Origin of the sequence: Microbispora bryophytorum (genome assembly GCF_043197435.1) — a bacterium.
In the GTDB taxonomy this organism is placed as follows: domain Bacteria; phylum Actinomycetota; class Actinomycetes; order Streptosporangiales; family Streptosporangiaceae; genus Microbispora; species Microbispora bryophytorum.
Map to the genome: position 1 here is coordinate 367899 of NZ_JBICTF010000002.1, position 12073 is coordinate 379971.

General features: G+C 71.3%; 14 protein-coding genes. 6 read left to right on the forward strand and 8 right to left on the reverse strand.

What is annotated here, in order from left to right; translation table 11 throughout:
* Positions 1-78 precede the first annotated feature (78 nt).
* The 3 genes from ACGFIB_RS06655 to ACGFIB_RS06665 all read left to right on the forward strand — a co-directional run bounded on the left by ACGFIB_RS06655 (position 79) and on the right by ACGFIB_RS06665 (position 2385).
* Positions 79-582, forward strand: coding sequence for a phage holin family protein (locus ACGFIB_RS06655; protein WP_357016240.1), 504 nt, complete (start codon positions 79-81; stop codon positions 580-582).
* Entirely contained in the window at positions 572-1492 is a 921-nt protein-coding gene (locus tag ACGFIB_RS06660) for an alpha/beta fold hydrolase (protein WP_142567654.1), read from the forward strand. The genes ACGFIB_RS06655 and ACGFIB_RS06660 overlap by 11 nt, the downstream gene beginning before the upstream one ends.
* 506 nt (positions 1493-1998) lie before the next feature.
* Positions 1999-2385 (forward strand): DUF309 domain-containing protein, encoded by a 387-nt coding sequence (locus ACGFIB_RS06665; protein ID WP_393369082.1) that lies wholly within the window; start codon positions 1999-2001, stop codon positions 2383-2385.
* Between the two features lie 193 nt (positions 2386-2578).
* On the opposite strand, the gene ACGFIB_RS06670 is transcribed toward ACGFIB_RS06665, so the two are convergent.
* The 3 genes from ACGFIB_RS06670 to nth all read right to left on the reverse strand — a co-directional run bounded on the left by ACGFIB_RS06670 (position 2579) and on the right by nth (position 5348).
* Positions 2579-3769, reverse strand: coding sequence for a MarP family serine protease (locus tag ACGFIB_RS06670; protein WP_142567656.1), 1191 nt, complete (start codon positions 3767-3769; stop codon positions 2579-2581).
* Positions 3770-3857: 88 nt separating this feature from the next.
* Positions 3858-4532, reverse strand: coding sequence for an NUDIX hydrolase (locus ACGFIB_RS06675; protein WP_142567657.1), 675 nt, complete (start codon positions 4530-4532; stop codon positions 3858-3860).
* A gap of 78 nt (positions 4533-4610) precedes the next feature.
* On the reverse strand, positions 4611-5348 hold the full coding sequence (gene nth, locus ACGFIB_RS06680; RefSeq protein WP_393369085.1) for an endonuclease III: 738 nt from the start codon (positions 5346-5348) through the stop codon (positions 4611-4613).
* A 343-nt stretch (positions 5349-5691) separates the two neighbouring features.
* On the opposite strand from nth, the gene ACGFIB_RS06685 reads away from it, so the two are divergent.
* Complete coding sequence (locus ACGFIB_RS06685; protein ID WP_030506761.1) at positions 5692-6372, forward strand: Crp/Fnr family transcriptional regulator; 681 nt, start codon at positions 5692-5694, stop codon at positions 6370-6372.
* A gap of 7 nt (positions 6373-6379) precedes the next feature.
* On the opposite strand, the gene ACGFIB_RS06690 is transcribed toward ACGFIB_RS06685, so the two are convergent.
* The 4 genes from ACGFIB_RS06690 to ACGFIB_RS06705 form a co-directional block, all read right to left on the reverse strand.
* Positions 6380-7114 (reverse strand): MBL fold metallo-hydrolase, encoded by a 735-nt coding sequence (locus ACGFIB_RS06690; protein WP_393370017.1) that lies wholly within the window; start codon positions 7112-7114, stop codon positions 6380-6382.
* A 122-nt stretch (positions 7115-7236) separates the two neighbouring features.
* Positions 7237-8061, reverse strand: a complete 825-nt coding sequence (locus tag ACGFIB_RS06695; protein WP_142567659.1) for an NUDIX hydrolase — start codon at positions 8059-8061, stop codon at positions 7237-7239.
* A 93-nt stretch (positions 8062-8154) separates the two neighbouring features.
* A complete protein-coding gene (locus tag ACGFIB_RS06700) occupies positions 8155-8616 on the reverse strand; it encodes a RidA family protein (RefSeq protein ID WP_191051015.1) in 462 nt (153 codons plus the stop codon).
* Entirely contained in the window at positions 8616-8768 is a 153-nt protein-coding gene (locus tag ACGFIB_RS06705) for a DUF4177 domain-containing protein (protein WP_076440089.1), read from the reverse strand. Before ACGFIB_RS06705 ends, ACGFIB_RS06700 begins: the two co-directional genes overlap by 1 nt.
* A 511-nt stretch (positions 8769-9279) precedes the next feature.
* Between ACGFIB_RS06705 and ACGFIB_RS06710 the strand changes: the two genes are divergently transcribed.
* Both ACGFIB_RS06710 and ACGFIB_RS06715 read left to right on the forward strand, forming a co-directional pair.
* Positions 9280-10239, forward strand: a complete 960-nt coding sequence (locus ACGFIB_RS06710; RefSeq protein ID WP_142568079.1) for an ArsA-related P-loop ATPase — start codon at positions 9280-9282, stop codon at positions 10237-10239.
* A 108-nt stretch (positions 10240-10347) separates the two neighbouring features.
* Complete coding sequence (locus ACGFIB_RS06715; RefSeq protein ID WP_142568080.1) at positions 10348-11460, forward strand: ArsA family ATPase; 1113 nt, start codon at positions 10348-10350, stop codon at positions 11458-11460.
* Between the two features lie 108 nt (positions 11461-11568).
* Here the strand turns inward: ACGFIB_RS06715 and ACGFIB_RS06720 are convergent, their stop codons facing one another.
* Entirely contained in the window at positions 11569-11865 is a 297-nt protein-coding gene (locus ACGFIB_RS06720; protein ID WP_030506755.1) for a WhiB family transcriptional regulator, read from the reverse strand.
* Positions 11866-12073: the final 208 nt, after the last annotated feature.

Here is a 12073-nt window from a genome sequence, read left to right on the forward strand (position 1 = left end):
CCACAGGCGCGGGGCTTCCGTGCACGCGCGCGGACGGGCACGGGATGATGTTTGATAGTCGCAGATAGGAGATCGCTCATGCCCGAGGACGAATCGCTCGGTGCGCTGGTCGCCCAGGCGAGCCATCACATCTCGACCCTCGTACGGTCGGAGATCGAGCTGGCGAAGGCCGAGCTCAAGTTCGACGCGAAGCGGGTCGGCGTGGCCGCCGGACTGTTCGGCGCCGCGGCCTTCATGGGGCACCTGTGCCTGATCCTGGCCTCGTTCGCGATCGCGTACGCCCTCGTGGCCGTGGGGCTGGCCACCTGGCTCGCGTTCACGATCGTCACGGTGTTCTACCTCCTGATGGCCGGGTTGCTGGTCCTCGTCGGTTACCGCCGGCTCAAGGGGTTGACCGGCATGAAGCGCACCAGGCGGAGCCTGCGCGGCCTGGCGGGCCCGGAGGAGGCGGAGGAGGAGCTGCCGGAGAGGATCCCGGCCGGCACCGCACCGCGGCCCGCGGCCCCGGCGCCGCCGCCGTACACGGGCCCGACCGCCGGGCAGGTGGGCGCCCACCGGGAGTCCGTGAGCGATGCCGGTTGACGAGACGCTGATCGAGGTCGACGGCCCCTGGACACACCGGACGGTGCACGCGGGCGGTGTCCGGTTCCACGTGGCCGAGGCCGGGGACGGGCCGCTGGTCCTGCTGCTGCACGGGTTCCCCCAGTTCTGGTGGACCTGGCGGCACCAGCTCGCGGCACTGACGGAGGCCGGTTACCGCGCCGTCGCCGTCGACCTGCGCGGTTACGGAACCAGCGACAAGCCGCCACGCGGCTACGACCTGCCCGCGCTGGCCGTCGACGCGGCGGGGCTGGTGCGCGCGCTTGGTGAGACGAGCGCGATCGTGGTGGGCCATGACTGGGGGGGCCTGCTGGGCTGGACGATGAGCGTCCTCGATCCGAAGGTGGTGCGGCGGCTGGTGCCGGTGTCGGCGCCGCATCCGCTGCGCTTGCGCTCCGCGCTGTTCACCGATCCGCTCGGGCAGCTCAAGGCCAGCCGTTACGCCTTGGGATACCAGCTCCCCTTCCTGCCGGAGCGGAAGCTGACCCGCAAGGGCGGCGCCGCCGTCGGCAGGCTGGTCGAGAGGTGGGCCGGCCCGCAGTGGCCGGGCGACGGCGTGACGCGGGTGTACCGGGAGGCGATGCGGCTTCCGACCGTGGCGCACTGCGCACTGGAGTACTACCGCTGGTTCGCCCGGTCCCAGCTCCGCCCCGACGGTTTCCGCTACGCCCGTCAGATGCGCGCGGAGATCGAGGCGCCGACGCTGCAACTGCACGGCGCGCTCGACCCGTGCATCCTGCCGCGGACCGCCCAGGGCTCCAGCAGGTTCGTGGCCGCGCCGTACCGGTGGCGGCTGATCGAGGGCGCCGGGCATTTTCCGCATGAGGAGCGCCCCGAGCAGTTCAACGCCGAGCTCATCTCCTGGCTCTCCGACCCGGAACCCGACCGATGAACCCAGCCCGGAACCCAACCGATGAGCCCAACCCCGGAACCCGACCGCTGGCCCGACCGCTCAACCCAGCCCCGGAACGCCACCGCCGACCTGACCGATGAACAATCGATGAACGACCGATGAACCCGGCCGATGACGTGCCGCCCGGCGCCGGGCGTGGCCCGCCGTCGCCGATCTCACACACCGGTCTCACACACCGGCCTCACACACCGGCCTCACACACCCGCTTCACACACCCTGGTCACCCCAGTGCGACCGCCCCGGCTGCCGGATCGGTACCCGTGATCTCGCAGTAGGTAGTAGAAATGTGCCCTGGAGTGGCCCGACTTCCTGGCTGATCTCCGAGTGGATCCGGGAGATCACCGGCGTTCCGGCCGCTCCGAACCGCCCACGCGCCCTGCGGAGAAACCATGCGTGACCGTGACGAAGCGGGTCGCCCCCGCAATGCACGCCCTCGCGACGAGTACGGCAGGCCGCTCCCACGAGGCACAGAGGGAGTGCCCCGGGTGCCGGACGACTACGCCCCCTCCGCCGAGGAGGCGCTGGAGGAGGCCAGGACGCTGCTCGCGGCAGGCCGACCGTTCCACGCCCACGAGGTGCTGGAGGCCCGGTGGAAGACCGGCCCGGCCGAGGAACGCGAGTTGTGGCAGGGGCTCGCCCAGATGTGCGTCGGTCTGACGCACATCCAGCGCGGCAACCTCTCCGGCGCCGCCGCCCTGTTGACCCGTGGGTCCGCAAGGCTCGGCGCGTACGGCTCCACCCGGCCCTACCGGCTGGACCTACGGGCCCTGGCCGTCGAGGCCGACGCGGTCACGACCGCCATCGACGAGGGGAACGCCGACGCCGGCTCCGCCATCGCCGCCATCCTGGCCCGCCTGACCCCCGCAGGCTAGTCCGCGGCGGCGCGCTCGGGCTCGCCGTGGCCCCCGTGCCGCTGCCGGGCTCGCCGTGGCCCCCGACCCGTGCCGCTGCTGCTCGCGCGGCCCTCCCCGCGCCTGTCACAGGCCGCCTCAGGGCTGCCTCAGCGCCGCCTCAGCGCTGCCTCAGGGCCGCCGCCGGGCCTGCACCGGGTCTGCGCTCGGCGCCCTAGTCGCAGTCCTGGGTGTCCACGCGGGCGACGGTGCTGCTGCCGTCGTTGGCGTCGGGCATGACCTCCTTCGCCGTGAGGGCGTAGCCCGTCTCGGCCTGGTCCGTGGCGGCCGCGAAGATCACTCCGAACACCCGGCCATCCGGACTCAGCAGCGGCCCGCCCGAGTTGCCCGGCTGGACCTTGCCCCGGATGGCGTAGACCTCACGCTCCACCCTGCGCTGGTTGTAGATGTCGTACGACTCGGCGCGCTGCTTGATCCTGACGCGGGCGGCGAGCGGCGTGAAGGGGTGTCCCTTCGGGTAACCGGCGATGATCGCGCTGTCGCCCTTGTCGGCGTTCATGTCGAAGCGCAGCGCGTTGATCGGGAGGCCCTGGACGAACAGGACGGCGATGTCGCGCTCGGGGTTGTACAGGACGACCCGGGCGTCGTACTCGTTGCCCGCGTAGTCGGTGACCCGCAGCCCCTCGGTGACCCCGGCCACAACGTGGGCGTTGGTCATGATGCGCTCCCGCGCGTAGACGAACCCGGTCCCCTCGATGCGCTTGCGGCAGCTCGGGGCCGTGCCCTGCACCTTGACGATCGCCCTGCGGGCCCGGACGAGGGCGGGGCTGCCGTTGATCAGGGTCTGGTCCGGCGGGGGGACGTTCTGTCCGCCGATGGAGGTGATGACCTGCGGCCACTCCGAGGTGTTGACGAAGTCCCTGAACTGCTTCTGCAGCGCCCCCACACCGTCCGGGATGGCATCGTCGACCGTCTGCCACACGACTGATCCGTTGATCTGGTCCTTGACCAGCGGCTGGCCGATGCTCATCGAGACCATCAGGGAGCCGATCAGCCAGGCGATGGCGAGAACCGACAGGCCGCTGGCGACCGAGCCGCCGAAGGCGTCGACGGCCTTGGCCGGCTCCCACGTGACGTGGCTGCGGGCCACCGCGCCGATCGTCGAGGACGCGAACTGCCCGATCGTCGCCGCCAGGAAGACGATGACGATGGCTAACAGGGCCCTCTCGATGTCGCCGCTGACGATCGCTCCGGCCAGGGGCGGCGCGATGAACAGGCCCAGGAGGGCACCGCCGATGAATCCGATGAAGCTGAAAGCCCCGATGATGAAGCCCTGCCGGTAACCGGATACCGCAAAGGCCATCACCAGGCCGATCAGGATGAGATCCAGAAGATCGCCGCGCACAGTTTCCACGGTATAGGCATGCCACTCGTCGTGTGCGGGCGTCTGCCGGGTCTCGCCGCCATACGCGGCGTACGGGCACCCCGCCGGCTCAGCCCCGCGCGGCCAGGTCGAGGACTTCGGGAGGAAGATCCTCGATCCGTGAGCGGTCCCAGGGACGCTCGAAGCCGGCCGCGGTCAGCACGCCGTCCAGCACGCCGGCGGTGAATCCCCACACGAGCAGGCCGCGTACGCGGAACGCCACGGAGGGGACGATGCCGCGCGGATGGCGCAGCCGCAACCGGTTGGCCGGGTCCACCAGCTCCGCGACCGGGACCCGCTCGACGGTCTCGACCTCGTCGGGGGACGCGGCGTGCACGGCGCAGGGCGTGTGCCACCAGCCGAGCACGGGCGTCACCCGGTTGTCGCTGCGCCAGACGTAGAGCTCGGGCATGGTCCCGACGACCTCGACGCCCGAGGGGTCGAGCCCGGTCTCCTCCCGGGCCTCGCGCAGGGCCGCGCCGATCGGGCCGTCGTCGCCGGGATCGACGCCGCCGCCGGGGAAGGCGGGCTGGCCGGCGTGCACCCGGCCCTTCGAACTGCGCTGGATGAGCAGGATGTCGGGCCCTTCGGGCCCATCGCCGAACAGCAGCAGCACCGCCGCCGAACGGCCGGCGCCGTTCGCGGGCGGCCGCAACGCGGTGGGAACAGGACTGTGCGCGGCCTTCGCGGCCAGCTCCGTCAACCAAGGGGGAGTCACGACCACCTCCACATCGTCACACCGCATCGTCCCACCCGGCACGCGCGGGCCCAGGCGTGCCCTACAACCACGAAAGTGCGCCCGAGCTTCCCGATCACCGCATGGTCACGAGAACGGACCCGGCCGCACCAGTGCGCGCGCCGCGTCCGCGTCCATGGGGCCGGTGCCGTACGACGGGCAGAGCGCGGCGAGCGGGCACACGCCGCAGGCCGGCTTCCTGGCGTGGCAGATGCGCCGGCCGTGCCAGATCAGCCGATGCGACAGCATCGTCCACTCGGACTTGGGGATCAGCTCGCCGACCTCGTGCTCGATCTTCACGGGGTCGGTCTCGGTCGTCCAGCCGAAGCGCCTCGTCAGCCGCTGGAAGTGCGTGTCGACGGTGATGCCGGGGACGTCGAAGGCGTTGCCGAGCACCACGTTCGCGGTCTTGCGGCCCACGCCGGGGAGCTTGACCAGGTCGGCCAGCCTGCCCGGGACCTCCCCCTTGTGGTGTTCGCAGAGACCCTGCGCCATGCCGATGATGCTGTTGGCCTTCGCCCGGAAGAACCCGGTCGACTTGATGATCTCCTCGAGTTCGGCGCGGTCGGCTCCGGCGTAGTCGGCCGCGGTGCGGTACTTCGCGAAGAGCACCGGAGTGACCATGTTGACCCTCTTGTCAGTGCACTGCGCCGACAGGATCGTGGCGACCAGCAGCTCCAGGGGGTTGCCGAAGTCGAGTTCGCAATGGGCGTCGGGGTAGGTCTCGGCCAGGATCCGGTTGATTCGCCTCGCCCGGCGCACGAGCCCCAGGCGGGTCTCGGCCTGGCGCTGTCGCCGTCGGGGAGCGGCCGTGTTCGTCGCCATGCCGCAAGCGTAGGGCCTCGCATCCCTGGCCCGCTCCCAGGTCATGGCTTGCCACACATGCCACATATCCAGCCCGTATTTGCCAATTTGTCCCTACGCTGCGCAATACACTGTGCCCGTAGGGGGACGACCGGCTGCCCGAGCCGGTCGAGCGCGCAGTGGGCGTAAGGATGGGTTTCCGCCAAGATTGTGTTGTTTCGCCAGGCACGACACAGACGAGTGCGAGCCGGGAGCCTACGCCCATGCGACGTAACGGGACACCCCGCAATGCGTCGTGGAAGGCGTGGGTCACAATGGCTAGCACGGAGCCGGCGACCGAGCGCGCCCGCAGCAAGGAGGCACCGTGAGCACCGAAGAAGTACTGAGCAAGGCGCCGCTCTTCTCCGCGCTCGACCGCGAGAGCGCGGCGGCTCTGCGGACGAGCATCACCGAGGTGGAGCTGCCCAAGGGCCGCACCCTCTTCAGTGAGAACGAGACGGGCGACCGGCTCTACGTGGTGCTCGAAGGCAAGATCAAGCTGGCGCGCACCGCCCCGGACGGCCGGGAGAACCTGCTCAGCGTGCTCGGCCCCGGCGAGATGTTCGGCGAGCTGTCGCTGTTCGACCCCCGTCCGCGTACGGCCTCGGCCATCGCGCTGACCGACGTACGGCTCGCCGGCCTGGGGCACGACGACCTGCGGCCGTGGCTGACCGGGCGGCCCGAAGTGGCGCTGCACCTGCTGCGCGCCCTGGCCCAGCGGCTGCGCCGCACCAATGACGTGCTCGCGGACCTCGTCTTCACGGACGTGCCCGGCCGCGTCGCCAAGCAGCTCCTCGACCTGGCCGACCGCTTCGGGCAGAAGACCGACGACGGCATCCGGGTGCATCACGACCTCACCCAGGAGGAGCTCGCCCAGCTCGTGGGCGCCTCGCGGGAGACGGTCAACAAGGCGCTGGCCGACTTCGCCCAGCGCGGCTGGCTGCGCATCGAGGCCAAGGCCGTGGTGATCATGGACAGGGAGCGGCTCTTCAACCGCTCCCGCTGAGGCGGCGCTAGAGCGTCTTGAGGTAGTTGAGCTGGGCCGCCACCGACATCTCGGCGGCGGGCCACAGCGACCGGTCCACCTCGGCGTACACCATCTCGACGATCTCGCGCGCGTCCCTGGCACCCCTGCGGATCGCCTCGCGCACCTGCTCCAGCCGCACGCGCCGGTGGGCGATGTACGCGTCGAGCACCCCGGACGGATCGGGCAGGACCGGCCCGTGCCCCGGCAGCAGCACCGTGGCCTCCAGCATCTCGGCGCCCTGCCTGAGCCTGTCCAGGCTGCGCAGGTAGTCGCCGAGGTCCCCGTCGGGGGCGATGACGGTCGTCCCCCGGCCGAGGATCGTGTCGCCGGTCAGCATCGCCCGGTCGCCGGGCAGCCAGAAGCACAGCGAGTCGAACGAGTGGCCGGGCGTGCCGACGACCCGCACCTCCGTGTCTCCCGCCGCCACCACGTCGCCGTCGGCCAGGCCCTCCTCGCCCAGGCGCAGGCGCGGGTCGAGCGCCCGCACCGGCGCGCCGAGCATCCGCGCGAGCGCCGTCGCGCCCTCGCTGTGATCGGGGTGGCCGTGCGTGAGCAGGACGGCGGTCACCCGGCGGCCGTCCACCCGCTCGGCGACCCGCCGCAGATGCGCCTCGTCGTCCGGGCCGGGATCCACCACCAGTACGGCGTCCGCCCCGCCGACGATCCACGTGTTGGTGCCGTCGAGGGTCATCGGCGACGGGTTGGGCGCCAGCACGTTCACGGCGCTCGCCGTGCCCGCGCCGTCAAGGCCGCCGCGGCTGTCACCGTTGACGCCACTCTTGACGCCACCGTTGACGCCGTCACCACCGACGACGCCGTCCGGTCCGGGGATGCGCAGGCCGCTCACTCGGCTGCCTTTCCTGTCTCGGGGATCATCAGCACCATCTGCCCGTCCACCTCGGCGGGCTCCGGCAGGACGGTCGTGATCGACCGGGGGCAGGCGAACACGTCGCCGGCCGACTCGAACGCCGCCATCTCGGCCAGCGTCCGGAAGGTGGGCGGCAGCAGGTGCGCCGCTCCCGCCCTCGCGGCGGCCAGCGCCGCACTCGGGCGCATCCAGGCCACCCCGGATGCCTCCCCGCCCACGTCACGCGTACGCTGCCCGGCGGGCAGCGCCGCCACGAAGAACCGGGTGTCGAAGCGCCGGGGCTCCACGACCGGCGTGATCCAGTGTGCCCACGCCTTGAGCAGGTCGGACCTGAGCACGAGACCGCGCCGGTCGAGGAACTCGGCGAACGACAGCGCGCGCGCGATCAGGGCGAGGCGGTCGGCCTCCCAGTCCGGGCCCGTCGTGTCCGTCACCACCGTGTCCCCGTCCGGCCCGGCCAGGAGCACGCCCGACTCCTCGAACGTCTCCCGTACGGCGGCGCAGACGAGGCCCCGGGCCGTGTTCTCGTCGGCCCGGAAGACCTCGCCCCACGCGGCGGGCGGCGGGCCCGCCCAGGCCACGGTGTGGTCGGCGTCCCGCGGGTCGACCGATCCGCCGGGGAAGACGTAGGCGCCGGCGGCGAAGGCCATCGTGGCCTTGCGCCTGAGGAGGTACGCCTCCAGGGGGTCGTCGCGCAGCAGCACCACCGTGGCCGCGTCCCTGGCGGGGACGGGAGCCAGGCGGCCGGCCAGGATCTCCCGCGCCCGCTCGCCGACCTCGCCGGGCAGTGGAAACCCCATGAGGCCCTCCAGAACAAGGATCGGGTCAACCGGCCCCCATGCTCCCCCACGCGTTGGCGGAACCGCAAACACCGGTTCCGGCCTTACGGACGGTCAGCGGACCTCCGCGATGACCTCCACCTCGACCGGCGCGTCGAGCGGGAGGACCGCCACGCCGACCGCGCTCCTCGCGTGCTTGCCCGCCTCGCCGAACACCTCGCCGAGCAGCTCGCTGGCGCCGTTGACGACCTGCGGCTGCCCGGTGAAGCCGGGAGCGCTCGCGACGAACCCGACCACCTTCACGATCCGCACGACCTGCGACAGGTCGCCCACCAGCGCCTTGATGGCCGCCAGGGCGTTGACCGCGCAGATGCGCGCCTGTTCCTTGGCCTCCTCGGCCGACACCTCCGCGCCGACCTTGCCGGCGACGGCCAGCTCACCCTTCACCAGCGGAAGCTGGCCGGAGGTGTAGACGTGGCCGCCCGTCCGCACGGCGGGCACGTACGCGGCCAGCGGGGGCACGACCTCGGGCAGCGTGATCCCGAGCTCGGCGAGCCGCTCCTCCGGGGTGGCCATCACTTCGGCCGCTTCATGTAGGCGACCAGCTGCTCGGGGTTGGGCCCCGGGATGACCGAGACGAGCTCCCACCCGTCCTCGCCCCAATTGTCCAGAATCTGCTTCGTGGCGTGCGTGAGCAACGGCACCGTGACGTATTCCCACTTGGTCATGGGCAAAGGCTATCGAGGCACGGCCCGCCGGGGATGCTCAGGAACGCGGTTCCGGCCGGGGCGCGCGGACGGAAACGTCGTCCCCGGTGATGCCCTCCTGCACGGGCACCCCCATCCTGACGATCCGGATGTCCACTTTTTGCATCCGGTTCGACGATCGCCACGATCAGGTGCAGAGCGGCGTCAACAGCACCGGCTCCACGGCCGGCGCCTCCTCCGCCGGCCGGATCGGGCAAACACCCATCGGCGAACCCTTGCCCGATCGACGCGCAAGCCGTACCTCTGGTTGCGACTCCGGACGACCCCCGCGAATCGGCAGGTGACCCTTGGGTAGCCTTCCTCACGTGGGCGAGTGGAGCAGGCACGCCGACGGGAACCACCGCGCGACGACCCGCGCACGCGATCTCGCCGGCCGTCCCGAGGAGGCACGGTGAGTCAGCCGACCAGCAGTCGCGGCGGGAGCAACGGGGAGGCCCGTGACACCGACTGGGACGGCGTGCGCCTGCACATAATGAGCGGCAAGGGCGGCACCGGGAAGACGACGGTCGCCGCCGCGCTCGCGCTGGCTCTGGCGGCGGGCGGGCGCAAGGTGCTGCTCGTCGAGGTCGAGGGACGGCAGGGCATCGCCCAGGCGTTCGACCTGCCACCGCTGCCGTACGAGGAACGCAAGATCGCCGTGGCGCCCGGCGGCGGGGACGTGTACGCGCTGGCCGTCGACCCCGAAGAGGCCATGCTCGAATATCTCGACATGTTCTACGGCATCAGGCGCATGGGCAAGGCGCTGACCCGCATGGGTGTGGTCGACTTCGCCACGACCATCGCCCCGGGCCTGCGAGACGTCCTGGTCACCGGAAAGACCAGCGAGGCCGTACGGCGCCGCGACAAGTCGGGCCGGAGGGTGTACGACGCGATCGTCATGGACGCCCCCCCGACCGGCAGGATCGCCCGCTTCCTGAACGTGACGCAGGAGGTCGCCGGGCTGGCCCGGGTCGGGCCCATCAAGAACCATGCCGACCTGGTGCGAGGCGTCCTCACCTCCCCGGAGACCGTGGTCCACTTCGTGACGCTGCTTGAGGAGATGCCCGTCCAGGAGACGCTGGACGGCATCGACGAGCTGCGCACGACCGGCCTGCCGGTGGGCGGCGTGTTCGTCAACATGGTGCGCCCCGCCGGGCTGCCCGGCAGCGTGCTCGAAGCCGCCGCCCGGGGGCGGTTCGACTCCGCCGAGCTCGCGCTCGGCCTCAAGACGGCCGGGCTCACCGACGCCACGGCCGACACCACGGCGGTCGCCGAGGCGCTCGCCCGTGAGGTGACCGAGCACGCCCTGCGGACCGAGCTGGAAAAGCGCGAGCGCGTCGCGCTGGAGGAGGCCGGCGTGCCGCGGTACGACCTGCCGCTGCTGCCCGACGGCGCCGACCTGGCCGGTCTCTACGAGCTGGCCGACGCGTTGCGAGCCCAGTGTGTGGCGTGAACGTGGGCGTGAACGGTGCGGCGTGGACCGGTGCGGCGTGAACGGTGCGGTGTGAACTTCGACCGAGTGAGAGGCTGAGCTGTGACGAGGACGGCGCCCGCGCTGGACATGGACGCGATCTTGGATGATCCGGACACCCGGATCATCGTGTGCTGCGGCTCGGGCGGTGTCGGCAAGACCACGACGGCCGCGGCTCTCGGGCTGCGCGCCGCCGAGCGGGGCCGCTCGGCGGTCGTCCTGACCGTGGACCCCGCCAGGCGGCTGGCCCAGGCCATGGGCCTGACCGAGCTCGACAACACCCCCAGGCGCGTACACGGTGTGGACGGCGCCGGGGAGGCCGGCGGCGAGCTGCACGCGATGATGCTCGACATGAAGCGGACCTTCGACGAGATCATCGAGGCCCACGCCGACCCGGAGCGCGCCCAGCAGATCCTGACGAACCCCTTCTACCAGTCGCTGTCGTCCAGCTTCTCCGGCACCCAGGAATACATGGCCATGGAGAAGCTGGGCCAGTTGCGCCGCTCGAACGAGTGGGACCTGATCGTGGTGGACACCCCGCCGTCACGGTCGGCGCTCGACTTCCTCGACGCTCCCGAGCGCCTCGGCCGGTTCCTCGACGGCAGGCTGATCCGCATCCTCACGGCACCGGCCAAGGCCGGCGGGCGCAGCGCGTTCAAGCTGCTCAACGCCGGCTTCGGGATGGTCGCGGGCATCCTGACCAAGGTGATCGGGGCCCAGGTGCTCCGGGACATTCAGATGTTCGTCACCGCCCTCGACGCGGTGTTCGGCGGTTTCCGCCAGCGCGCCGAGCAGACGTACCGGCTGCTGCAGGCCCCCGGCACGGCGTTCGTCGTCGTCGCCGCGCCGGAGCGCGACGCGATGCGCGAGGCGTCCTACTTCGTGGAGCGGCTGGCCGACGAGCGCATGCCGCTGGCCGGGCTCGTCGTCAACCGCGTGCACCGGCCGCTGGCGCCGTCGTTGTCGGCGGCGCGCAGCTCCGCCGCCGCCGAGGACCTGGACGCCAGAGGCGAACACGAGCTCACCGCGGCCGTGCTGCGGTTGCACGCCGGAAGGATGCAGCTCGCCTCCCGGGAGCAGCGCCAGCAGGAGCACTTCACCTCGGCCCACCCGACGGTGCCCATCGCGCAGGTGCCCGCGATGCCCGAGGATGTGCACGATCTGGCCGGACTGCGCCAGATCGGGCGACTCCTCGCGTCCTGAAGACATGACTCGCGTCTGAAGACGCGCTCCGTGTCCTGAAGACGCGACGCGTGTCCTGTGAGACGCGGCATCCGGCGTCCCGCTTCGCCGCGGGACGCCGCGCCCGGCTCAGCCGGCGATCAACTCGTTGGTCCGCTCGTACTCTTCCTTGGCGGACTCCAGCAGGTCGCGCCAGGACTCCACGTCCGGCCTGCGCCTGAGCAGTGCACGCCTTTCCCTTTCCGTCATCCCGCCCCACACCCCGAACTCGATGCGATTGTCCAGCGCATCGGCGAGGCATTCGGTACGGACGGGGCATCCACGACAGATGAGCTTGGCCCGGTTCTGGGCGGCGCCTTGCACGAAGAGTGCGTCAGGATCCGCACCTCGGCAGGCGGCACGGGAGGTCCAATCCGTGATCCACATGTTCGACCCCACTCCCCTTAGGTGGTCAGTCGTCGTTTCGGCCGACGGGCGCGGGCGTCGGGCCTCCTGGTTTGCAGTAGCCGCAGAGGAGAAAGTACGCAACGAAACGATCGAACCGACATACCCCGGGGGGACCAAATTCTTGCATGGTCATGTCAGGCCATGTGGCCGGGAATGACTAGTCCCCCCCTCCGGCGGGTAATGCCGA

Bases quoted from the DNA above. Each gene is read 5' to 3' on its own strand.
- ACGFIB_RS06655 (WP_357016240.1), top strand. From the start codon at position 79: ATGCCCGAGGACGAATCGCTCGGTGCGCTGGTCGCCCAGGCGAGCCAT.
- ACGFIB_RS06660 (WP_142567654.1), top strand. From the start codon at position 572: ATGCCGGTTGACGAGACGCTGATCGAGGTCGACGGCCCCTGGACACAC.
- ACGFIB_RS06675 (WP_142567657.1), bottom strand. From the start codon at position 4,532: ATGCGGTGTGACGATGTGGAGGTGGTCGTGACTCCCCCTTGGTTGACG.
- nth (WP_393369085.1), bottom strand. From the start codon at position 5,348: ATGGCGACGAACACGGCCGCTCCCCGACGGCGACAGCGCCAGGCCGAG.
- ACGFIB_RS06695 (WP_142567659.1), bottom strand. From the start codon at position 8,061: ATGGGGTTTCCACTGCCCGGCGAGGTCGGCGAGCGGGCGCGGGAGATC.
- ACGFIB_RS06700 (WP_191051015.1), bottom strand. From the start codon at position 8,616: ATGGCCACCCCGGAGGAGCGGCTCGCCGAGCTCGGGATCACGCTGCCC.
- ACGFIB_RS06705 (WP_076440089.1), bottom strand. From the start codon at position 8,768: ATGACCAAGTGGGAATACGTCACGGTGCCGTTGCTCACGCACGCCACG.
- ACGFIB_RS06710 (WP_142568079.1), top strand. From the start codon at position 9,280: ATGAGCGGCAAGGGCGGCACCGGGAAGACGACGGTCGCCGCCGCGCTC.
- ACGFIB_RS06715 (WP_142568080.1), top strand. From the start codon at position 10,348: ATGGACGCGATCTTGGATGATCCGGACACCCGGATCATCGTGTGCTGC.
- ACGFIB_RS06720 (WP_030506755.1), bottom strand. From the start codon at position 11,865: ATGTGGATCACGGATTGGACCTCCCGTGCCGCCTGCCGAGGTGCGGAT.